Source organism: Pseudomonas monachiensis (assembly GCF_047345015.1).
In the GTDB taxonomy this organism is placed as follows: Bacteria; Pseudomonadota; Gammaproteobacteria; order Pseudomonadales; family Pseudomonadaceae; genus Aquipseudomonas; species Aquipseudomonas monachiensis.
Genome location: NZ_CP178857.1, coordinates 3,673,935 through 3,694,852, shown reverse-complemented (window position 1 = coordinate 3,694,852; position 20,918 = coordinate 3,673,935). Strand labels below are relative to the sequence as shown.

Annotated in this window: 25 protein-coding genes, 1 tRNA gene and 2 pseudogenes; 7 read left to right on the top strand and 21 right to left on the bottom strand. The window is 57.8% G+C overall.

Annotation, left to right across the window (positions count from 1 at the left end):
• Window positions 1-3: 3 nt before the first annotated feature.
• The 3 genes and pseudogenes from ACMDB8_RS16575 to ACMDB8_RS16565 form a co-directional block, all read right to left on the bottom strand.
• Window positions 4-246, bottom strand: a pseudogene (locus ACMDB8_RS16575) (hypothetical protein); the annotation flags it as partial.
• A 138-nt stretch (window positions 247-384) separates the two neighbouring features.
• The gene (locus ACMDB8_RS16570) at window positions 385-1,017 is read right to left on the bottom strand and encodes a response regulator (RefSeq protein WP_046042521.1); all 633 of its coding nucleotides are present in this window, start codon (window positions 1,015-1,017) and stop codon (window positions 385-387) included.
• A 32-nt stretch (window positions 1,018-1,049) separates the two neighbouring features.
• Window positions 1,050-2,414 (bottom strand): cache domain-containing protein, encoded by a 1,365-nt coding sequence (locus tag ACMDB8_RS16565; protein WP_409078617.1) that lies wholly within the window; start codon window positions 2,412-2,414, stop codon window positions 1,050-1,052.
• Between the two features lie 403 nt (window positions 2,415-2,817).
• Here ACMDB8_RS16565 and ACMDB8_RS16560 point away from each other — a divergent pair, with 403 nt between their 5' ends.
• The 3 genes from ACMDB8_RS16560 (at window position 2,818) to katG (ending at window position 7,685) form a co-directional block, all read left to right on the top strand.
• Entirely contained in the window at window positions 2,818-4,875 is a 2,058-nt protein-coding gene (locus ACMDB8_RS16560; RefSeq protein ID WP_409078618.1) for a carbon starvation CstA family protein, read from the top strand.
• Window positions 4,876-4,877: 2 nt separating this feature from the next.
• Window positions 4,878-5,075, top strand: coding sequence for a YbdD/YjiX family protein (locus ACMDB8_RS16555; RefSeq protein WP_034150399.1), 198 nt, complete (start codon window positions 4,878-4,880; stop codon window positions 5,073-5,075).
• Between the two features lie 345 nt (window positions 5,076-5,420).
• Window positions 5,421-7,685 carry a catalase/peroxidase HPI gene (gene katG, locus ACMDB8_RS16550; RefSeq protein ID WP_409078619.1) on the top strand — a complete coding sequence of 755 codons (2,265 nt, stop codon included), beginning with the start codon at window positions 5,421-5,423 and terminating at the stop codon, window positions 7,683-7,685.
• Here katG and ACMDB8_RS16545 read toward each other — a convergent pair.
• From ACMDB8_RS16545 to ACMDB8_RS16530, 4 genes are all read right to left on the bottom strand, one after another.
• The gene (locus ACMDB8_RS16545; RefSeq protein ID WP_409078620.1) at window positions 7,668-8,852 is read right to left on the bottom strand and encodes an Arm DNA-binding domain-containing protein; all 1,185 of its coding nucleotides are present in this window, start codon (window positions 8,850-8,852) and stop codon (window positions 7,668-7,670) included. The genes katG and ACMDB8_RS16545 overlap by 18 nt on opposite strands.
• 206 nt (window positions 8,853-9,058) lie before the next feature.
• A complete protein-coding gene (locus ACMDB8_RS16540) occupies window positions 9,059-9,412 on the bottom strand; it encodes a hypothetical protein (protein WP_409078621.1) in 354 nt (117 codons plus the stop codon).
• A 49-nt stretch (window positions 9,413-9,461) separates the two neighbouring features.
• On the bottom strand, window positions 9,462-9,656 hold the full coding sequence (locus tag ACMDB8_RS16535; protein ID WP_409078622.1) for a hypothetical protein: 195 nt from the start codon (window positions 9,654-9,656) through the stop codon (window positions 9,462-9,464).
• A complete protein-coding gene (locus ACMDB8_RS16530; RefSeq protein WP_409078623.1) occupies window positions 9,653-10,078 on the bottom strand; it encodes a hypothetical protein in 426 nt (141 codons plus the stop codon). The genes ACMDB8_RS16535 and ACMDB8_RS16530 overlap by 4 nt, the downstream gene beginning before the upstream one ends.
• Before the next feature lie 117 nt (window positions 10,079-10,195).
• On the opposite strand from ACMDB8_RS16530, the gene ACMDB8_RS16525 reads away from it, so the two are divergent.
• Window positions 10,196-10,978: a hypothetical protein gene (locus ACMDB8_RS16525; protein WP_409078624.1), complete on the top strand. Its 783-nt coding sequence runs from the start codon at window positions 10,196-10,198 to the stop codon at window positions 10,976-10,978.
• A gap of 182 nt (window positions 10,979-11,160) precedes the next feature.
• Here ACMDB8_RS16525 and ACMDB8_RS16520 read toward each other — a convergent pair.
• Window positions 11,161-11,258 (bottom strand): annotated as a pseudogene (locus tag ACMDB8_RS16520) (DNA cytosine methyltransferase); the annotation flags it as partial.
• A gap of 52 nt (window positions 11,259-11,310) precedes the next feature.
• Between ACMDB8_RS16520 and ACMDB8_RS16515 the strand changes: the two are divergent.
• The gene (locus ACMDB8_RS16515; protein WP_409078625.1) at window positions 11,311-12,408 is read left to right on the top strand and encodes an HNH endonuclease; all 1,098 of its coding nucleotides are present in this window, start codon (window positions 11,311-11,313) and stop codon (window positions 12,406-12,408) included.
• A gap of 39 nt (window positions 12,409-12,447) precedes the next feature.
• On the opposite strand, the gene ACMDB8_RS16510 is transcribed toward ACMDB8_RS16515, so the two are convergent.
• Window positions 12,448-13,416, bottom strand: a complete 969-nt coding sequence (locus tag ACMDB8_RS16510; RefSeq protein WP_409078626.1) for a DNA cytosine methyltransferase — start codon at window positions 13,414-13,416, stop codon at window positions 12,448-12,450.
• Between the two features lie 87 nt (window positions 13,417-13,503).
• Here ACMDB8_RS16510 and ACMDB8_RS16505 point away from each other — a divergent pair, with 87 nt between their 5' ends.
• On the top strand, window positions 13,504-13,680 hold the full coding sequence (locus ACMDB8_RS16505) for a hypothetical protein (RefSeq protein WP_409078627.1): 177 nt from the start codon (window positions 13,504-13,506) through the stop codon (window positions 13,678-13,680).
• A 37-nt stretch (window positions 13,681-13,717) separates the two neighbouring features.
• On the opposite strand, the gene ACMDB8_RS16500 is transcribed toward ACMDB8_RS16505, so the two are convergent.
• Window positions 13,718-14,080, bottom strand: coding sequence for a hypothetical protein (locus tag ACMDB8_RS16500; RefSeq protein WP_409078628.1), 363 nt, complete (start codon window positions 14,078-14,080; stop codon window positions 13,718-13,720).
• A gap of 4 nt (window positions 14,081-14,084) precedes the next feature.
• Window positions 14,085-14,393 carry a hypothetical protein gene (locus ACMDB8_RS16495; RefSeq protein WP_409078629.1) on the bottom strand — a complete coding sequence of 103 codons (309 nt, stop codon included), beginning with the start codon at window positions 14,391-14,393 and terminating at the stop codon, window positions 14,085-14,087.
• A gap of 122 nt (window positions 14,394-14,515) precedes the next feature.
• Here ACMDB8_RS16495 and ACMDB8_RS16490 point away from each other — a divergent pair, with 122 nt between their 5' ends.
• On the top strand, window positions 14,516-15,424 hold the full coding sequence (locus tag ACMDB8_RS16490; protein WP_409078630.1) for a hypothetical protein: 909 nt from the start codon (window positions 14,516-14,518) through the stop codon (window positions 15,422-15,424).
• A gap of 40 nt (window positions 15,425-15,464) precedes the next feature.
• On the opposite strand, the gene ACMDB8_RS16485 is transcribed toward ACMDB8_RS16490, so the two are convergent.
• The 10 genes from ACMDB8_RS16485 to ACMDB8_RS16440 all read right to left on the bottom strand — a co-directional run bounded on the left by ACMDB8_RS16485 (window position 15,465) and on the right by ACMDB8_RS16440 (window position 20,692).
• On the bottom strand, window positions 15,465-15,773 hold the full coding sequence (locus ACMDB8_RS16485) for a hypothetical protein (RefSeq protein WP_409078631.1): 309 nt from the start codon (window positions 15,771-15,773) through the stop codon (window positions 15,465-15,467).
• An 81-nt stretch (window positions 15,774-15,854) separates the two neighbouring features.
• The gene (locus ACMDB8_RS16480; RefSeq protein ID WP_409078632.1) at window positions 15,855-16,316 is read right to left on the bottom strand and encodes a hypothetical protein; all 462 of its coding nucleotides are present in this window, start codon (window positions 16,314-16,316) and stop codon (window positions 15,855-15,857) included.
• Entirely contained in the window at window positions 16,313-16,555 is a 243-nt protein-coding gene (locus ACMDB8_RS16475) for a hypothetical protein (RefSeq protein ID WP_409078633.1), read from the bottom strand. Before ACMDB8_RS16475 ends, ACMDB8_RS16480 begins: the two co-directional genes overlap by 4 nt.
• A 2-nt stretch (window positions 16,556-16,557) precedes the next feature.
• Window positions 16,558-17,220, bottom strand: a complete 663-nt coding sequence (locus ACMDB8_RS16470; RefSeq protein ID WP_409078634.1) for a lambda exonuclease family protein — start codon at window positions 17,218-17,220, stop codon at window positions 16,558-16,560.
• Window positions 17,220-18,209, bottom strand: coding sequence for a RecT family recombinase (locus tag ACMDB8_RS16465; protein WP_409078635.1), 990 nt, complete (start codon window positions 18,207-18,209; stop codon window positions 17,220-17,222). The genes ACMDB8_RS16470 and ACMDB8_RS16465 overlap by 1 nt, the downstream gene beginning before the upstream one ends.
• A gap of 53 nt (window positions 18,210-18,262) precedes the next feature.
• Window positions 18,263-19,423, bottom strand: a complete 1,161-nt coding sequence (locus ACMDB8_RS16460) for a hypothetical protein (RefSeq protein WP_409078636.1) — start codon at window positions 19,421-19,423, stop codon at window positions 18,263-18,265.
• Between the two features lie 158 nt (window positions 19,424-19,581).
• Window positions 19,582-19,716: a hypothetical protein gene (locus tag ACMDB8_RS16455; RefSeq protein WP_256352626.1), complete on the bottom strand. Its 135-nt coding sequence runs from the start codon at window positions 19,714-19,716 to the stop codon at window positions 19,582-19,584.
• A complete protein-coding gene (locus tag ACMDB8_RS16450) occupies window positions 19,713-19,946 on the bottom strand; it encodes a hypothetical protein (RefSeq protein ID WP_409078637.1) in 234 nt (77 codons plus the stop codon). Before ACMDB8_RS16450 ends, ACMDB8_RS16455 begins: the two co-directional genes overlap by 4 nt.
• A complete protein-coding gene (locus ACMDB8_RS16445) occupies window positions 19,936-20,190 on the bottom strand; it encodes a hypothetical protein (RefSeq protein ID WP_409078638.1) in 255 nt (84 codons plus the stop codon). Before ACMDB8_RS16445 ends, ACMDB8_RS16450 begins: the two co-directional genes overlap by 11 nt.
• Window positions 20,191-20,622: 432 nt before the next feature.
• Window positions 20,623-20,692: transfer RNA gene (locus tag ACMDB8_RS16440), tRNA-OTHER, on the bottom strand.
• Window positions 20,693-20,918 lie beyond the last annotated feature (226 nt).

Sequence of the window (20,918 nt, the reverse complement as noted above, 5' to 3'; positions counted from 1 at the left end):
TTATGCGACGCGGTTCTGCAGCAGTTTGTCGGAGCCACCTTCAGCGACGCGGTTCTGCATCAGCTTGTCGGAGCCATCCGCAGCGACGCGGTTTTCGATCAGGCGGTCGGAACCACCCTCGGCCACACGGCTTTCAATCAGACGATCCGAGCCGCCTTCAGCGACCACAGGTTGAGCAGAGGTAGCGGCAAAAGCGTTAACTGCGAAAACCGAGAAAGCGATGCTGAGGAGGGTCTGGCGTTTCATGATCGTGTGCTCCGGGGTACTTATGGGTTGGTATGGAGCAGATGTTACGCCGTGGATTTTTTAAGAGAACTTCATTGAATCAATGGTGACTATCGATGCAGTCAATGGATGATTTGATGACCATTGTGGGTGCGGGTGTCAGCGGGAGATGAGCCCATGATCGAGGGCGTACTTGACCAGCGCTGCCGGCTTGTCGATGTTGAGTTTGCGCCGGATGCTCAGGCGATGGGTTTCCACCGTGCGCACGCTGATGTCCAGTTCCCGGGCCATTTCCTTGTTGTTCAAGCCTTGCGCCATCTTCGACAGCACCTGGCTTTCCCTCGGAGTCAGTTCGTTGTCGGTGTTGCGGTCGGCGATCAGTCGCTGGGCGATTTCGGCGCTGTAGAAGGTTCCGCCGCTGCTGATGGCTTCGATGGCGGCGATGATTTCCCGTGAGGGGGCGTTCTTCAGCACGTAGCCGCTGGCGCCGGAGCGCACCGACTCGCTCACGTATTCGTAATTGTCGTACATGCTCAGCACCAGCACCTTGAGCGACGGGTACTGGCTGCGCAGCACGCGGGTCAGTTCCAGGCCGTTCATGTCTGGCAGGCTGATGTCGACCAGCAGCAGGTCGGGCTGGCAGCGTCCGACCATTTCGATGGCCTCGGCGCCGTTTTCCGCTTCGCCGACCATTTCCAGGGGCGACATCACGGCCAGCAGCGCCTTGATGCCGTCGCGGACCAGGGAGTGATCGTCGACCAGGGCGACGCGGATCGGGGAGGGCAGGTTCATCGCAATATTCACTCTTGTAGTTTTGCGCGGGCTCAGCGTTTTACCGCAGGTTTCATTGGCAGCCGCACGTCCAGCTCGCTTCTGCCCGGCATCGAAATCAGATCGAAGCGCCCGCCAAAATGTTCGACGCGTTCGCGGATGTTACGCAAGCCAATGCCGGCCTGACGACGTTCGACCTGGGCGACGTTGAAACCGATACCGTCATCGACCACCGTCAGCCGCACGGACTCGTCGCAGCCGCGCAGTGTAATGGACACGTTTTTCGCCTGCGCGTGGCGTTCGATATTGGTCAGGCCTTCCTGGACGATGCGGAACAGCGAAACCGCCGCGCCGTCGACCAGCAGGCAGTCGAATTCATTTTCGTCATAGGTCACGGTCAACCCGCTGCGCTGCTCGAATTCGGCGGCCAGTTGGCCGATGGCCGCCGGCAGGCCGAGGGTGTCGAGCAAGGAGGAGCGCAGGTCGTGGGAGAGGCTGCGCACTTCACCGATGGCATCGCCCAGGCGCTCGGTGGCGTCTCTGAGCGCGTTCAAACCCTTGTCGTCGGCTTGTCCGCGTTCCAGCAGATGGCTGGCCAGTTCGAACTGGAACTTGATCGAGACCAGCACCTGGCTGATGCCGTCGTGCAACTCGCGGGACACCCGGGATCGTTCTTCTTCCTGCAGGCTGACGATGCGCTGGGTCAGGCGCTGCAGTTTTTTGTCCGCCAGCCGATGTTCGCTGACGTTGAGGGTCATGCCCGTGGCGAACACGAACAGCACCGCGACGAGGGCGACCACGGCAATCGCCATCATGGTCTTGCGGATGCCCATGGCCACTTCGGCACGGGCTTGTTGGGTGGCGCGTTCGACGTCTTCGAGGTAGATGCCGGTGCCGAGCATCCAGCCCCAGCGATCGAGCATCACTACGTAGGCGAGCTTGTCGGTCACCTGGCCGGAGGAGGGCTTGTTCCAGGCGTAGCGCTGGAAGCCTTCGCCCGATTGCGCGCTTTGCAGCAGCGCCTGAATCACCGGCAGGCCGTGGGGGTCTTTCATGTCCCACAGGTATTGGCCCACCAGTTCCGACTGCCGCGCGTGCATCAGGCTGCGGCCTTCGTGGTCGTAGACGAAGAAGTAGCCGTTGATGCCGAAGCTGAGCTTGCGCAGTTCTTCCAGCACTTGTTGCTGGGCTTGGGCATTGCCGTGGCCGTCGTCGTACAGGGGCGCGATCAGGCTCTGGGCCATTTCCACGTAGTTTTTCAGCTCCGCGCGCTTGCTCGCCAGAATGCTGTCTTCGATCAGTTGCGCCTGTTGATCGCCCAGTTGGCGGTTGAGGGAAATCACCAGCGCGCAGATGACGGCAATGGCCAGCACCAGCGGCAAAATCCCGAGGGCGACGATCTTGTGTTTGAGCTGCATGTTGACTCCTGCCCGCGCGAAGGCTCGGGATCATATGCCAAAGAGGCGCTGGGCTTGTAGCGTTGCTGGACGGAATGACCGGTTGGGAGTGTGCAAAACCTGTGGGAGCGAGCTTGCTCGCGATGAGGGAGGCACATTCGGAAGTGATGTGGCTGAAAGTCCGCTATCGTCGGAACGCCGCCCGGAGCAAGCTCGCTCCCACATTTGATCGGGGATGGCCCCGGATCCGGTGGTCAACCCACAGGAGATCGGTGTCATCTACGTAGAACTACGTAGAGACCACGTACGTAGTAACGCGGATTTATTTGTGGACGGCATGCGCGGATATTGGGCCAGCTCCGCATCGCGGACACAATTATAAAAATTACCGCCGCAGTCACTGGCTGTCGGCAGGAGACACGCTATGCCCCGTCTGGCTAAACACCTCGCCTGGTTTGCCGTGGCTGTCCTGGGAGCGATTGCGCTGAGTGTCGTGGCCCTGCGCCGCGGCGAAGCGATCAACGCCCTGTGGATCGTAGTCGCAGCCGTCGCCATCTACCTTGTTGCCTACCGCTATTACAGCCTGTTCATCGCCAATAAAGTGATGCAGCTCGACCCCAATCGGGCCACGCCGGCTGTGCTCAATAACGATGGTCTGGACTATGTTCCGACCAACAAGCACGTACTTTTCGGTCACCACTTCGCGGCCATTGCCGGCGCGGGGCCTTTGGTCGGCCCGGTGTTGGCGGCGCAGATGGGCTACCTGCCCGGCACGCTGTGGCTGATTGCCGGCGTGGTGCTGGCCGGTGCCGTTCAGGACTTCATGGTCCTGTTCATGTCTACCCGCCGCAACGGCCGTTCCCTGGGCGACATGGTCCGTGAAGAAATGGGCCGCATCCCCGGCACCATCGCGCTGTTCGGCTGCTTCCTGATCATGATCATCATCCTCGCGGTGCTGGCGCTGATCGTGGTCAAGGCCCTGGCCGAGAGTCCGTGGGGGATTTTCACGGTGATGGCGACCATTCCGATCGCGATGTTCATGGGCATCTACATGCGCTACATCCGCCCGGGTCGCATTGGCGAAATCTCGGTAATCGGCGTGCTGTTGCTGCTGGGTTCGATCTGGCTGGGCGGGCAGGTTGCCGCCGATCCGGTGTGGGCCAAGGCCTTCAGCTTTACCGGTATCCAGATCACCTGGATGCTGATCGGCTACGGTTTTGTCGCGGCGGTATTGCCTGTTTGGCTGATCCTGGCACCGCGAGACTATCTGTCGACCTTCCTGAAGATCGGCACCATCGTCGCCCTGGCGATCGGCATCCTGGTGACCATGCCCGAGCTGAGAATGCCGGCCCTGACCCAGTTCGTCGACGGCACCGGTCCGGTTTGGAAGGGCGGTCTGTTCCCGTTCCTGTTCATCACCATCGCCTGTGGCGCGGTTTCCGGTTTCCACTCGCTGATTGCTTCCGGCACCACGCCCAAGCTGCTCGCCAGCGAGGGGCATGCCCGCTACATCGGTTACGGCGGCATGCTGATGGAATCCTTCGTGGCGATCATGGCCATGGTTGCCGCTTCAGTGATCGATCCGGGCGTGTACTTCGCCATGAACAGTCCGGCGGCCGTGGTCGGCGGTGATGTGGTGGCCGTTGCGCAAACCGTCAGCAGCTGGGGCTTCGCCATTACCCCGGAAGCCTTGCAAGCCGTAGCCCATGACATCGGTGAAACCACCATCCTGGCCCGTGCCGGTGGTGCGCCGACCCTGGCGGTCGGTATCGCGCAGATCCTGCACAGTGTTCTGCCGGGCGAGAACACCATGGCGTTCTGGTACCACTTCGCGATCCTGTTCGAAGCGCTGTTCATCCTGACTGCCGTGGATGCCGGTACCCGCGCCGGTCGCTTCATGCTGCAGGACTTGCTCGGCTCCTTCGTGCCGGCGCTCAAGCGCACCGAATCCTGGACCGCCAACCTGGTTGCCACCGCCGGTTGCGTGGCCATGTGGGGTTATCTGCTGTACCAGGGCGTGATCGATCCACTGGGCGGCATCAACACCTTGTGGCCGCTGTTCGGCATCTCCAACCAGATGCTGGCCGGTATCGCGCTGATGCTCGGCACCGTGGTGCTGATCAAGATGAAGCGCCAGCGTTATGTGTGGGTGACCTTGCTGCCGGCCGTGTGGCTGCTGATCTGCACCACCACCGCAGGCTTCATCAAGCTGTTCGACGCCAACCCGGCGATCGGCTTCCTGGCCCTGGCGAAGAAGTACAGTGATGCCCTGGCCAATGGTCAGGTGCTGGCCCCGGCCAAGAGCATCGACCAGATGCAGCACGTGATCTTCAACGCCTACACCAACGCGACCCTGACTGCGCTGTTCCTGTTCGTGGTGTTCAGCATCCTGTTCTTCGCACTCAAGGTCGGCATCGCTGCCTGGGGCACCAAGGAACGCACGGACAAGGAAGCGCCATATCAAGCGCTGCCGGATGCCTGATCATGTTCAATGACCTGAGTCGCCTCGGTAAATACCTCGGTCAGGCCGCGCGCCTGATGGTCGGCATGCCCGACTACGACAACTACGTCGAGCACATGCAGACCAAGCACCCGGACAAACCGCTGATGGACTACGAGGCGTTCTTTCGGGAACGCCAGGAAGCCCGTTACGGCAGTAAAGCCGGACCGAAGTGCTGTTGAGTGAGACAAAAAACCGGCTGAAACAGGCCGGTTTTTTATTGGGTGCAGTAACGGCCTGGACATTTCGGGGGCCGTGGCGATTCGAATCGTCGCCACCACTTTTGTCCCGGGTCATGGAAGCTTTGCAAACCTCCTGACTGATTTGAGCTGTTTATCAGCTATCTCCCCCAGATGAAGCGACAGTTTCCCCGTCCGGTACTTTAATGGATGGTCTGGAGCAACTGATCACTGGGCCGTCATAGCCTCAAGGCTATGGATCCCATACCGAAAAGCTATTTCTTCAATCGGTGATCCGGATCCACGCTTAAGGATGGTTAGCTGAAAACAAAATCAAGAGGAGATGCCATGTCAACTGAATCGAAATGCCCGTTCAATCACGCCGCTGGCGGTGGCACTACGAACCGCGACTGGTGGCCGAACCAACTGAACCTGAAGATCCTGAGTCAACACTCGCCCAAGTCTGACCCGCTGAGAGGCGACTTCAACTACGCCGAAGCCTTCAAGAGCCTGGACTTCCAGGCGCTGAAAAAAGACCTGACTGCTCTGATGACCGATTCCCAGGACTGGTGGCCGGCGGACTTCGGTCACTATGGCCCTCTCTTTATCCGCATGTCCTGGCACGCCGCAGGCACCTATCGCACCGGCGATGGCCGGGGTGGCGCCGGTTCCGGCCAGCAACGCTTTGCACCGCTCAACAGCTGGCCGGACAACGTCAGCCTCGACAAGGCCCGCCGGCTGCTCTGGCCGATCAAGCAAAAGTACGGCAACAAAATCTCCTGGGCCGACCTGATCGTCCTCACCGGCAACGTCGCACTGGAATCCATGGGCTTCAAGACCTTTGGTTTTTCCGGCGGCCGCCCGGATGTCTGGGAACCGGACGAAGACGTCTACTGGGGTTCTGAAAGCAAGTGGCTGGGCGGTGACACGCGCTACGGCAAAGAGGACAAACCGGCACAGAAACCTGGCGACGTCCCGCTCGTGGCCGAGCCGGGGCGAAACGAGGACAGCCGGACCGACGAGGGCCGCAATCTGGAAAACCCCCTCGCCGCGGTGCAGATGGGCCTGATCTACGTCAACCCGGAAGGCCCGGAAGGGCAGCCGGACCCGGTCGCTTCGGCCAAGGACATCCGCGAAACCTTCGGCCGCATGGCGATGAACGATGAGGAAACCGTGGCCCTGATCGCCGGTGGCCACGCCTTCGGCAAGACCCATGGCGCCGGGCCTGCCGACAACGTCGGGCCAGAACCTGAAGCCGCTGGCCTGGATCTGCAAGGCCTGGGCTGGAAGAGCACATTCGGCACCGGCAAAGGGGCCGACACCATCACCAGCGGCCTGGAAGTGACCTGGACCACCACGCCGACCAAGTGGAGCAACAACTACCTGGAGAACCTGTTCGGTTTCGACTGGGAGCTGACCAAGAGCCCGGCCGGTGCCCATCAGTGGAAACCGAAGAACGGCGCCGGTGCCGGGACCATTCCGGATGCCTTTGATCCGTCCAAACGCCGTGACCCGACCATGCTGACCTCGGACCTGGCCCTGCGTTTCGACCCGATCTACGAGCCGATTGCCCGGCGTTTCCTGGCCAATCCCGAGCAACTGGCCGATGCCTTCGCTCGCGCCTGGTACAAGCTCATTCACCGTGACATGGGCCCGCTCTCGCGCTACCTCGGCCCGGAAATGCCGAACGAAGAGTTGCTGTGGCAAGACCCGATCCCTGCTGTCGATCATCCGCTGGTCAATGACAGCGATGTCGCCGTGCTCAAGGGCAAGATTGCGGCCTCGGGGCTGACAGTTTCGCAGCTGGTATCCACGGCCTGGGCGGCGGCTTCCTCTTTCCGTGGTTCCGACAAACGCGGCGGTGCCAACGGCGGGCGCTTGCGCCTGGAGCCGCAGAAGTCCTGGGAGGCCAACCAGCCAGAGCAACTGGCCCGCGTGCTGGCAAAACTCGAAAGCATCCAGAACGAGTTCAACAGTGGCGGCAAGAAAATCTCCCTGGCCGACCTGATCGTGCTCGCCGGTGGCGTGGGCGTGGAACAGGCCGCGAAAAATGCCGGCCACAGTGTGACGGTGCCTTTCACGCCGGGACGCATGGACGCCAGCCAGGAACAGACCGATGTCGACTCCTTCGGTTTCCTTGAACCGATCGCCGACGGTTTCCGTAATTACCTGAAGCAACAGTACCGTGTGCCGGCCGAAAAACTGCTGATCGACAAGGCACAACTGCTGACGCTCAGCGCCCCGGAAATGACGGTATTGCTGGGTGGGCTACGGGTATTGAACGCCAATGTCGGCCAGAGCAAGCACGGTGTCTTCACCTCACGGCCGGAAGCCTTGACCAATGACTTCTTCACCAACCTGCTCGATATGGGGGTGGAGTGGAAGCCCGTGTCGGATGCCCAGCAGGAGTTTGAAGGGCGTGATCGCAAGACCGGTGCAGTGAAGTGGACGGGGACCCGGGTTGACCTGGTCTTTGGTTCCAATGCGCAGTTGCGTGCGTTGGCCGAGTTCTATGCCACCGCCGATGCGCAACAGAGGTTCGTCAAGGACTTCGTCGCTGCGTGGACCAAAGTGATGAACCTGGACCGTTTCGACTTAAACCGCGTCGTCTAGAGGAGATGTTGTCATAACGCTGGCATTACCGGCAAAAAGTGCCTCGGCTCGCCCTCCGGCTCCCACATCAGCGGAGGGCATCCAGCGACCATAAACCTTGGCGATCATGGTCCAGTCTTTGTGGCCAAGTTGCTTGGCTACCCACATTGGATTCTCGCCAGCGGATAGCATCATGGAGGCATAGGTGTGGCGACTCTGGTAGGGTCGTCGCCACCTGACGCCAGACTTCTTCATCGCCGGCATCCAGATGACACGGTAAATGTATCCGGCATGCTTCCACGGCTCGCCAGTGATTGTATTGAGAAACACCCTGCCGCCTGCCAGGAAGGTCAATTCCTTCTGCTTGAGCAGCGCTTCTCGCGCCGGAGCCAGCAATTTCACGGTGCGCCTTCCTGCTAACGTCTTGGTCGACTCTGGCTCTTTTGCAGCCCGCGTCTTGGCCCTGACGACCCTTATCTCCCCCGCGATCCAATCGATATCCCCCCATTCCAAGGCGATCAGTTCACTTGGTCGTAGACCTGTCCAGAAAGAGAACTGCAGTTGCGGCCACGTGTCGCCCCTGGCTGCTGCCAATATTGCTAATTGCTCTTCGCGAGTGAATGGGTCGACGTCATCTTCCTCCTTGAGCTGTTCACGATTCTTGTAGGCCCACCCAGAGAGCGGATTGCTCTCCAAGATTTCATCCTCAACTGCATCGTTAAGCGCAGAGCGAAAGCAGCTTTGAACATTCATCAGGGTCTTGTTGACTACCTGGTAGGTCGACATCTTTTCTCTGATGATCTTTTTCGACAGCTCATTCAGAGGCAGGTCGCCGAACATCGGCTTGAGGATTGCGCGGATGGTTGTCGCATAGAATGCGACCGTGCTTGATTTGAGTGTCGGTGTTTTCCTCTCCAGCCATTCCGTCAGGTAATCCCCAATAGTCTGGCTGGCATCGGTGCGCCTGAAGGTGAGGGCGCGCTTCGACTTTGGGAACGTGGCTGCATAATCGAAAGTACCGTTCGCAATCGAATACTCGATAGCGGCCTTGTGCTGTTCAGCTTTTTTCAGGTTAGCGGCGGTGGGCTTGAGCGCGATGCGCTCGCGGCACCTGACGCCCTGGTATTGGAAAGTGATTTCGATACTACTTGCAGATGCGGCGCGGACGCCTCCCCCATCTCGACCCATGAGTAATATCCTTCTACGTCTATTAAAATTCTGCCGTCAGGCGCTTTCCGCCAAACAAGATGCTTTGGCCATTTGCCGTCGCGGATTTTGGTTCTGACGGCATCGGGTGTATAGCCCGACTCCCGAGAGAACTGCTCTACGGTCTTGTATCTGACCATGTGTGTGCTCCATGCCGCTCGCGGCGGCAGAAGGTGGTGAGGGGGTTGTCAGGCTGTTGCTTTGGAGGTCAGCTCGCACTCGGCGGCCAGCTTCAGCAGGTTCTTTGTGGTAGACCTGAAGCCGCCGGTGTCCGGGTAACATTCAAATTCATGGCCTTCTGGGAACGAATCGAACGGTCCATGCCAGGGCCAACTGCTCTTCCAATCAGCCCATACGGTGTATGCATCCTGGCCTTCTCCCCAATAGTCGATTCCGCCGCCGACACTCAGGCAGTGACTCACGCTGGTTCTCTGCTCGTAGGCAAGTTCCGAACGATCGTCATCTACCCAGGCGCGCCGATAGAGTGTGGGATGCAGTTGAACAAGACGCTTGCTGAGCTTCTTCTCGATGCGCGCTTTCATCGCCGCGGCCCCTTGTAGATGAGCCAGAGCATGTAGAGCGGGGCGAAGATCATGGCGCCGCCTGCTGAGCTGCCTCGCGGAATCGGGACGGTGCCCAGTCGCAAACCTCGTCTTCCGGGATGTGACCGAACATCATGGTGCAGCGCCGGGCATGCACGCAGTTGCCGCAGGTCTTGCCTTCCGGCAGGTTCATTCGGTCTTCGTCTGTTGCTGATCGCCGCATCGGTTCACGTTGCTGGGTCATGGTGTCACCTCCCGGCGCGCCCACTGCACATACGGGCCGTCCTCTGTATCAAAGATCCCCATCAGGAACCACTCGGGCCCTGGTGACTCGGGATTCCAGGCGGTGCACGCTGCATCCTCTTCAGGAAGGTCGTAAGTTTCGTCTCCCGAGTGCCAGCCTTTCACCTCTAACCCTTGTTCTGCTACCCAGGCCCTGTACGGCGCCGGATCTTCGCCGCCATCGAGTTCAGGGATGCCCGGGTGCCACCACCAACCGTCTTTGTCGCGCTTCACTTCGACGGGGCCAAAGGACTTCGGGCTGTGGTTCGGGCAAGGCATCACGTAAAGCACGTCGGAGTACTCACCACCGCCGGAGCTGAACTCCATCTGGCAGCCGCACTTCGCCGGCTCGCCATTTACGAACGTTATCTTTTCTTCAGGCATGACTTCGTCCTTGCCGCTATAGCGGCTGACTTTGAAGGGGGAGGAGTTACTGTGTGTACTGGTTTGTAATTGATTTTTTGCTAAAGTGACACCTCAAATTCTGCAAGGAAGAATTCGTTGAATCGCTTACGGACGTACTGGGTTGATCAGGTAAAATGGTGGAGCAACCGCAGTTTAGAGTGGTGGGCTGCGCATCTCACAGCACTCTACATAGGTGGTGCTATTACCATTATGGGTGCAAGATTTGATGATTTGATAACCCTGAAGTTGAATGAAATTGGGGATCTTGCTGCTGGTGTGTTTGGGCCAGTTGCATTTTTATGGCTAATCTTAGGTTATTTGCAGCAGGGTCGAGAGCTAAAGCTGAGCTCTGATGCGTTGCAATTACAGGCAGCAGAACTAAAAAATTCTGTAGAGCAACAAACAATCATGGCGCAGGCTGCATTGGCTCAAATTGATGAGCAGCGTAAGATTAGTCTGTTGCAAATTGAAGAGCGTGATCGACTTTATAAAGCAGATTTGAGATTGTTAGTTTTAGAGACTGATACTGATGTGTCTGGTGTTACGAAGGCCAAAATTCGTATTGTTAATTCTGGGCCAATAGCGCATGCGGTTCATTACCGGTTTGACCCGCCTCTTGGAGATATGGGGGTTGGCGCCATTTCTTCTATAAGTTCCAGTAGCGAAATTGTAATAGATGTTAATTATGAGGTCGGAGAGAGCAGTAGGATGGGGATGTGCCTTATCGATTATTTGGATGACGGTGGCAAAAAACATCTAGAATCTTTTTTTTATGATCTCGATCCAAGCACTAATGGCGTAGTTTTTAATAAAATCACGCTGCCAGCAATGAAAGAATCTATAGCAAGTGTCATGAATAAAAAGTCGCCTGTGTTGTAAGGATTAAGCGGATAAGCTATCGGTGATCTCGCTGAAGCTGTGTTTCGCCGGCTGGCGTGATACGTTGAAGTGGGGTATTACTGAAGTGCCGGAGCGGGGCCCTACCCCTGCTTAATCCGGTGAGAGGCACCTGCTTAGCGGGTGCCTTTTTTGTTTGGTTCAGTCCAATAGGTGAGGACTAGTCAGTCCGCTGCTTTGAGCGCTTCGATAATTCGTGACCGGCCAGAGGGGGCACGGCGTTGCTTGCCATGTGCATCGTTGGCCGGTGATTGTCGGGTCGCAAGATCTGCTAGAACTTCTAGATTGGGCTTAGCTGGAGTGGAGTTAATACGATGGGTCAGGTTTTCCGAGTCGCTGCTAACGACGGTACCGCAATAGATGCCCACTACGAGGTAGACGGGGATACGATTATCTTCCACAGCCGAGGCGGTACTAAAGGCAAAAGCGCCATCAATACCGAATATGCCCAAGGCCTCGAAGCTCTCTTGTTACGTCTTTCTGCAGCTTCAATCCCTCTACTTCGCGTTTGGGTTGACAGCAGCCGTGTCCAAGGACTAACGGTTGAGCAGAGAACCATCTTCGATGAAGCTGATCGAGCCGCCTCGCCAAATGCTGCGTTGAGGCTGATTTCTTCGCGAATGAAATCTGTCGGACGAGCCGAAAAATCCCAAGAAGGTGGAGGCAACTCTACCCGCCGGATTTGTTTACAGGTTTTCTCTGGCACCGCCAAATCTACCTTGGTTGATACCTTGGGAGGTGCCCCGGTGGTAAAGGATCTTCGGAGCCTCGACCGAATCCCTGCGGAGGAGCTCAGAACAGTTACTGCCGAGTATGTCTGGCAGGCTGTTCAGGAATTGCTCAGCGGTAAGCAAGTACCAGGCTTCGGGCCGTCTACCGATTATGACCTGATCACTGATGAGCAGATCAGGCTGCCTCCGAAAGCTGTCTACGGACTTGCCGCCTCGAAAACATTTGGTTTTGCAGTGCAGCCGAGGCATTTCACTGCTGGAGTTAACAGTCCATGCTTTAACGTGCTGGAGGCGGCGGGCTTTCGAATTGTTCGGAAGGGTGAAGCGGATGAGCAGCCCGGGATCCCTCTACCTGCAGAAGATCGTCAGTGGGCAGAGGGGCAGCCTAGGCTGATCTTTCATTTGCGGCGCGAGCGTGCCCCAGGACTGTCTCGCGCAAAAAAAGCAGAGTTTCTACGTGTGCACCGACGACTTTTTTGCGAGCGTTGCCGTATGGATCCGGTTGAAACTTACGGTGGTGATCATGGCGAAGCCTGCATCGAGGTGCATCACCATGATGTACAGATAGCTGAAATGGCGCTTGGTCATCAGACCCGTCTTGAGGATTTGCAATGTCTCTGTGCAAGTTGTCACAGAGTAGTTCATCGTTTGCTCAAGGAGAGTGCGGCGCTCTCCAAGTAAGTTGCCGACAGGGCTTCACGACTGAGCAGGCGCGCTTTTCTAGATATGCTCCACCGAAGTGTTAGGCTTGCAATCGAGCTGCTGTAGGATTCGCAAGCCTAGCCAGCGCACCACCTGCACGGCCTTGCTGTTACCGATCGCCTTGTAGCGCGGTCCATCTGGGCATTCGCTGGCGGGCTTACCGCGCCAAGGAATCATCGTGTAGTTGTCAGGAAAACCTTGGCAGCATTCCCATTCTTTTGGAGTCGTTCTGCGAATCCCGGAGAGCTCCAGTACATATGCCTCTCGGTCATCGAGAGAGCCTCCCCCTTGTGCCGTGAGAGTAGGATGAAGTGCCGACTTCGCTTCCCGTCCCGGCGGGCTATCCCTGCGAGTGCTTTCTCGCTCAAAAAGTACCTCGGTGGGATCGAATCCGTCTCTAGCACTCGCGACAACGAACACACGGCGGCGTCGTTGGGCCAGGCCGAAATATTGGGCGTCCAGGACCCGCCACGCGATTGTTCTTTTGGGTCCATACACACAACCAGCGTCCGGCCATCTTTTCCCTGAAGGCTGCAGTTCACAGTCTTCCCCAGCAAGCGCGCCAAGAAAGCATCCGAAGGCGTTCCCTTTGTCACTGAGGACGCCTGGGACGTTTTCCCAGACGATGACGCAGGGAGGCTGTCGGCGGCTGGCGCGAACATAGTCAGTTGCATCTGCAAGCTCCACATATTTGATGGTGAGGGCGCCGCGCGGATCGGCAAGGCCTTCGCGCATGCCGGCGACACTGAAGGCCTGGCACGGGGTGCCACCGACAAGGATGTCCGGCGCGGCGATCTTGCCGGTCAGCACCTGGGCGCCGAGTTTGGTCATATCGCCGAGGTTCGGCGTGTTCGGGTAGTGGTGGGCCAGCACGGCGCTGGGGAAGGCTTCGATTTCGGCGAACCAGGTGGCGCGCATGCCAAGCGGGTGCCAGGCCATAGTCGCAGCCTCAATGCCCGAACAGACCGAGCCATAGGTAATTTCCATACAGGATCCTCGCCGGCTGGCGTGATTCGTTGATAAGGGCTATGAGTTATTCGGCTCGCTTTCACGAGCTTTAAACGGGAGGGGAAAATGACGCTGAACGAAATGACAGGGTTTTTAGTTTGGGGCGGGGGGATCCACGCTATTGGCATCTACACAGCAGTCAATCACCATCAGTACGAGATTGTGTTTTATCAATTGGGCGTGGTGGCGATAGCGCTATGGATGGCCAGATCCGCTTACAACAAGGAAAACGGCAAGTCATAGATGCGCTGCTGGTTTCAGAACATTAAGTGACGGTGGATCAGGCAGCTGCTGTTGATTCCGTCGAGTAGTCCATCCACGAAAGCGTGGTCGCTGACTTCCGTTTCGCATCATTCTGCGGAAGCTTGATCTTCGCTCTGATGATGACGTCGCGGCAGCGTCCGAGCTTGCGGATTCGCTCAGCGTATTCGGCTGCGTACTGGGGGGCGTCAAACATGCTGCTGAGTTGGGCGACCCGCTTGCCGTCCATGATCTTGACCACCCGATCTTCGACAGCCTGGAGCCATTGGCTCATAGACAGCTCGATTCGCTGACCTTTCTCGATCTTGAAGTCGCGAACCTTGCGCTTCGCCTCTTCGCGGGCGAAGTGCTCATTCATTCCGAAAACGGCAAATGTGCTCATGGCGCTACTCCAGGCAGTCGAGAGCTTTCTGCAGCAGCTCGTTCAGTGAAAGCTCCCGATCGTCCGGGTCCATAGCTCGCTTGATCCAGGTGCAAGCCTCGCCCACGCCATCTCGAAGATTGTTCAGCTCGTCGTCGCTGTCATCGATACGGCTTTCGAGTTGACGAATGTCTTCGCGCAGCTCTTCACGCTCGGCGCTTGGATCGATGCTTTGCGCCGTGAAGCGACGGGTAAGTTCGGCGGCGGCCGCCGGATCAAGCGCGGCGTAGTGCAGGCACTCTTCGTCGCTCAATGCATTTGCGGGAATGCTCATTGGCAGTCTCCAGTCAGGCGCCGCCCTCCGTGACCGGATGCGACAGCGTGGGTGGTGGCAAATTGAGGGTGAATGGTGTTTGATTATCGATTTGGTGAAAGGCTATTTCGGAGGATCGAATTTTGGCCAGAGCAAAATCTCAGGAAGATCGTGTAACGGAAGGCTCTGCTGACAGGAAAAAACAATGCTTTGTCGTTACCCCTATAGGCGGGGCGGCGTCGGATACACGTCGAGCTACCGATGGTTTAATTAGTTCTGTGCTGAAACCTGTCCTCACCGAGTTAGGTTACGACGTCCATGTGGCACACGAAATTTCTTTAACTGGATCAATTACTAGGCAAGTAGTTCAACACTTGCTAGATGACGATTTGGTAATAGCAAACCTCACATCGCTTAATCCAAACGTTATGTATGAACTTGCCGTTAGACACTGCGTCGGCAAGCCAGTAGTTACAATCGCTGAAAACGGCACGAACCTTCCATTCGATATTGCTGAGGAGCGAACTATTTTCTTTGCCAATGATATGCGAGGCGTGGTTGAACTGATTTCATCATTGCGTCAGGTTATTAGCGCAAACGAAGAAAAGCCAATAGTCGATAATCCTGTTCTTCGAGTTAGAGAGCATAAAGTTTTAGTGGAAAGCCTTGATCAAGGAGATGCGAACGAAATTCTCGCGAGCCGCCTGGATAGCATAGAAGAGTTGTTGGTTGGCTTGGTTAACACTAAAAGATTCTCAAATTCAGGAGTGTCATCTAACTCAGGTTGGATTACAACTCCATCTGCCCCTCCGCCACCGCCTCTTGTTACAACTTATGTTTCAGTTGTAGGTGGGCAGGAGGGTATTGATGAGTTCGCCATGTTGTTAAGTAAGCAAAATGGTGTTGCTCAAGTAAATATTAATTCCCCCTCAAGAAGGGAAGGCACTGATTATCAGTTCGGTTTGGCTGTAAAGGCTGTCGCGCCTATTTCCGAAGATATGGTTGTCAATTTGGCATCCAAGGCGGATGTAAGAGCAACTGTTGTTTTTTAATAATTAAGTGGTGCAAAAAAGTTTAGCTAGCGGGCGGTAGTTAAATCTCCACCCGCGTCTTTGCGAACTCTTCAAGCTGTCGCGACCACTTTTCACACACAACGATTTCAGGTCGCGACATGCTGGCGAAACGGGCGGACTGCTCGGCGGGCGAGGCGGCGAGGTTAATCATGAAGGTCGACACCGTCTCCTGCCATTCCTCGAAGTCGTGGCGCTTGCCCAGCACATCAAGTGCATCAGCCAACGCCTTCGACACAATCAGCGTGCGCTTCTCTGCGCCGATCCGCTCCAGCAAGACTTTTTCCTTGGCGCGCTTGTCCCTCTGAGTATCCGCGTTGCTCTTGGCCATGGCCTGCCTCTTCAATTCCGTGGGCCGGTAGTTCCAGCCATGTCTGTCGTCGGCGCTGGCGCACCTGGTTGTTAATACGCCTCATGCTGCAACCTTCACCTGATGCCAGGCCCCGGCGGCATATAGCAACTTCGCGGCCTGCGCCTCTTCGAGCGACACATCCGCGGGAACGGCGATCCATCCAGAAGCAACCAGGTGGTTTGGGTTGCAGCTGTTTCGCAGCTCCAGATAGTAGTGTTCGATGGCGTCGGTCAGGCGCTCGACCTTGTAGATGCCCTCGGGCGAGATTTCGACCGACTTGATGTACTCGGCGCCGCGCTCGTCTCGACACATGGCGGCGATGTAGATCGTCCAGTGGTAGCAGAAATCGAAGATGGCGTTGGCAATCGCCAGACTGCGAATCTGCCGGCAGCTCTTCCAGTTCGCCATGATCTGGCTGCCGCTGGGGTCGATGTTCACGACCGCGACGTGGTTGGTGCGTAGCAGCGCCCGGCAGCTGCGTTCGGCACGGGCGAAGCCATTATTTGCTTTGCGCTTCTTCATACGGCCTCCGCGAGTTTGCGCAGCGCCTTTCTTTCTGCCGCGGTGATGACGGGGCGGCGGCGCTTGAGGACTGTTTCCGGGTCGATCTTCGTCGAGCGCACCGCCGGTGGTGGATTGAGTTGAGCAGGTTCCGCTCTGGAGAACCGTCCGCCCCCGGCTAGGTGCTGTTCGACCCGGCTGGAAAGCTCCAGGGCTTTATCGCGCCGGAACTCTATGTCGTATTTAAGGTTGCTGATCATGCTCAAGCTCCTAATCTGTGGGCTTGTGCCCGCGCTTTGTCCGCGACCTCATCAACCATGCGATTCAGTTCTAGGTTGAATTGGACGAGCTCTTTGTGAAGGTTGGCGATGTATTCTTCGTCGCGGTAAATCGTCTCGACGTAGAGCTGGCATTCTTCATCTTGACGAGAATCGAACGACAGAAAGTCCCACCATTTCCGCCCAGTTACGAACATGCAGCCCTGCACCTGAGGCATGTGTTCCTCGGGCATGCCTTCGAGCCAGGTCCTGACGTGTATCGCCTCGTTGAAAGGGCACTTCGACTCTGTGCCACCGTCGTCATTGATCAGCCCGTCTGGCGAGCAGCCGAGCCAGTCGTACTTCGGGTGGACGATGAACTCTGACGGCATGACGATGTTGCCGGTCAACATCTCGTAGGCGTCCTGAGCCTTCTGTTCTTCGGTGTGGCCCCACTTCATGGAAGCGCTGCTGACGTTGTGCTTGGACTTCTTAGCCAATCGCTCGAAGCACAGTTCGCGCATGTATGAGGTGCGCGCACCCATAGGCTCGCGCTTCCCGTTTTTGTCAGCCTTCCCCCATGCCATCACGTCTTTAAACCGGCTGGCTGTCACTCGGCCTGATCGGTCGGCATGCCATTTCTCTGAGCCCTGAAGTTCCGCCCTCACTACGCTGCCTCCTCGGCCTGCGCCAGGTCGTCGTGGTTGCCTGTTATTTCGGTGAAGTCGCCATCAACAGTTGCCGCCATGGCCTTGAGCGCTTCATGGCACTCCAGGCCGATTGCGGCGCGCTGCTTGGGCTTGAGACCTGCCCAAGAAGTCGCATAGGCTTCGATATCCTGCTGTTTCGCGACAGCCAAAAGGTCGGCGAATACTCCGTCGATTTCCGGTGACGGGGATTTCGGGCCGAACGAAACGCTAGAGGCAGCAGCAGTGTTCGCAGCCTGCTTCACAGGCGTGATGTCGATTTCTCCACCGTATGAGTCTTCGAACTCATCAGGTGTATAAACGCCGAGGATGACGTCAGGGCAGAAGAGGCGCGCCCATTTTTTGGTCACTAGGTAAGCGATCTGCTGCTTGGGATCTTCAGCCCAAAGCGTAGAGTTCCTGGTACGGACCTGAGTTAGTAGAAGCTCCAGAATGCGGGGTTCGTCTTCGCCTTTGAAGGTTGCCCAGACCCTGATTCCGAGGCCTTTCTCGTCGTCAAAACTCCAGGCAGGAACGCGGTACTTCTTGAACTCGCCAGTGTCCTCGTCCTTCTTGGTCTTGCTGGTGACTTCGCGCATCTTCCCGATGACGTTTTCCCAGGCACCGAACCAATCGAAGTTCAAGCGACCCTTCACCGGTGCCTTGGATGTGATCACTGCGTTGACGAGCTGCGCCTCGTAGCTCAATGCACCACCGTTGACGATGAACGTCTTCTGCGCAACCGCAAAGGGGTTCATCTGCCACTGCATTGCTTGTAGCACTACCGCCATGCAGTCAGCTTGATTGCCCTTCAGGTGCTTGGGGACTGTTGTCACGCCCTTTGACATCATCAGCGCGAGGTCGCTCATCGACTTCATGGTGCCTGGATCGAGGATGAGCGCTGCCGCGTTATGCGATGGATCGTGGTACGTGGCAAGGCCGGTTGGTGCTTGGGTGTCTGAATCGATCATTGCGCTCTCCGTGGCCGACAACGAGTGGGTCGGCCTTCAGATGGAAAGGGTGGTTAGAAGCGGATGGCGCGAAGCCAGGCGCGAGCAGTGTCGAGGTCCACGTCGAAGCCCAGCGCTACAACCTCGACAATGTCGTCAACCGATGGCGCGGTCGTAGTCACGTCGTCGGATTCAGCCGCAGTCATATGTGCACTGAGGTGTGCGACTTCGACCTTTTCTACGACCAGAGGCTCAGCCGCAGTAGTGATTGGGGCCGGCGCGGCAGCCTGGGCACGCAGGCGGGCCAGTTCCTCCTGGTCACGCTGATACTGGGCATCGCGTTCGCGCTGCTGGCGCTGTTGCTCTTCCTGCTGCTCACGCTGTTGGCGTTGCTGTGCCTCCATGTCGCGGCGCTGCTGGTCCAGCTCGTCCTGTTGCTGCTTCAAGCGCTTGCGGTCTTCTTCGGCGCGTTGCTTGCGCAGCTCCTCTGCTTCCGCGTCGACGATGCGCTGCTTCTCTCGAAGCTCGTCGAGTTCTTTCTGCTGAGCCAGCAGTTTGGCGGCGGCGTCTTCTCGTTCAACGGCAGACCTGTGTAGCGTTTCAAGCTGCTCTATAGCGTTGTCGCGAGCGATGGTGCCTTCAGCTTCGAACTCGGCATATTCTTCGGGCAGGATCACTGACTCCTTCACGCCTTGCAGAATGTTTGCGACATCAGCAGCGCTGCGGCTTGCATATGCGGCAGCGACAGAGCTGAAGCGAGTAATCTTTGCCCGGATGGCTTCGACACGTTCGGCCTCGACACGCTCGCGCTCGGCTTTCGCGTCAGCTACGCGCTTTTCTTCGGCCTTGATTGCTTCGTCAACAGGCGCCTCGATCGCCAAGACTCGATCCTTTAGCGCCTCGCCGAACTCCTTAACCTGATTGGCGCGAGCCTGGGCATCCTTGACCTTCTGCTGATAGGGGATCAGCGCCGTCTTGGTGGTTTTGTCCAGGGCATAACGCACGTCGCGGATATCGACGCGAACTTCCTTCGCATTCGCCAAACCTTCGCTGGTCGAGCAGTCAACGACCAGCTTCGCGTAAGTGGTCTCCAGACGAACGATCTGCTCCTCGTGCGGCCGATATTCGGCGATGTCGGTGACGGCAGACGCAGGGGCGACAGATTTTTGTGCGTCGTCGTTTTCGCTCATTTCGAGCGATTCTTGTGCGAGTGCTTGTTTAGTATTTGCGGACATGACAATTCCTTGCCGCGCGGTGCGCAGCCTTGAAGGGTGTGGGGGTTATTGAGTGACGCGATCAGCGAGGGCGCTGAGTAGCATCAGAAAGGAGAGGGTGGTGATGGCCGAGAAAGACCCGCGCCAGATCAGCAGGCGTCTCGCCCGCTGCCGCTGAGTCACGACAACCGCGCGATGAGCATCCCGCGCCGCGACTGGATCTTGATGCGGGTTGGCAGATCAGCGACCAGAAAAAAGCCCTGTCGGTGCAGGGCTTCGGCCATTGCTTTGGCGTTGCGGGCGATGATGGTCATGCGGCGACTCCCTGCTTGAGCGATGCGTTGTAGGTGGCGTAGATCTGGTCGATACGCGCCCGGTAGTGCCGGTGCTCGTCTTCATTGATGGCGTGCAGAAGGAAAGCCAGGGTGATGGCCGAGGTTGCCGCTGAGCTGGCGTTGGGCTTGCCGAGGTCGCGGATCATGTTGTCGATCTCGCCCTCGATCCAGTTGACCGCCGTCTGGTGGGCGCGCTCTTCAGTGTTCATGTGCGCCTCCGTTGGGTGGGCAGACCATTTCCATTTGCGCCAGGGCCAAGCCAATGCGCCGCTTGAGGCTCTTTCGCTCTTCCAGCAAGCGAGCTTCCCGATCGATCAGCGCTTGAGTGCGGATCTTCTCGGCAGCCTCGTAGTCGTGGAATTCTTCGGGATTCGATTTCTTCTCGCGCCCCCAAGCGTCGTAGCGCCTGTCCCACTCTCGGGCCTGCGCACTGTCTGCGTAGCTGGTTGCCATGGTCGCCTCCAAGAGTGGGGGTGTTGATCCAACAAAACCCGGCTGCACTCATCCTTTCCGCTGGTTGCCGTTGGGCGCGGAGGGGAGTGCATGCGGGTGGTGTCGGGGAGAGTTGCCCAGGCCCGCTGCTGGCGACGGCCTGGGTGTGCAGCATCAGCAATGTGCGATGTCGTTCGGTTGGGCCTACCGGTCCCCGGTTGATGCGCGGTCACATCCTCGGCCCTGCTTTCCGCTGCCTGTCAGGTGTTGGGCGCAGCCTTCAGGCTTACTGCGCCACGCGGGTGGATCGTTCATCTACTTCATGGCGCAGGCTCCTATTGCTCGCTCACTGGGCAGGCAGTGGCCACCTATTGAATTGGCAATGCAGGGGGCCGCGTTGCGCGGTGCAGAATCATCCGCATCGGGGTGTGATCTGGCCGGGTGCGATACCGGCATCCATGGGTGGGTTCGAACCACCGGCGCGCCTTTTGCGAGGCCGCTCTACCAACTGAGCTACATGGTCACGCTCTGGTCACCCGGCCTAGGAACCCGGTTACCCATCACGCTTCGCGCATCGCCTGCGCATTCAGATCACACTCCGATGTGGTCTGGTGCTGGGGAGTACCAAGGCATCGGGCAGTTATCGTCAGACTGACGTGGCGCTGGTTGTTCAGGATCTCACCAGTTCGTAGCCAGAAGCACTAAAGGCTTTGGTCAGGCGCTGGTTGATTTGGTCGAGCGAGTAAGCG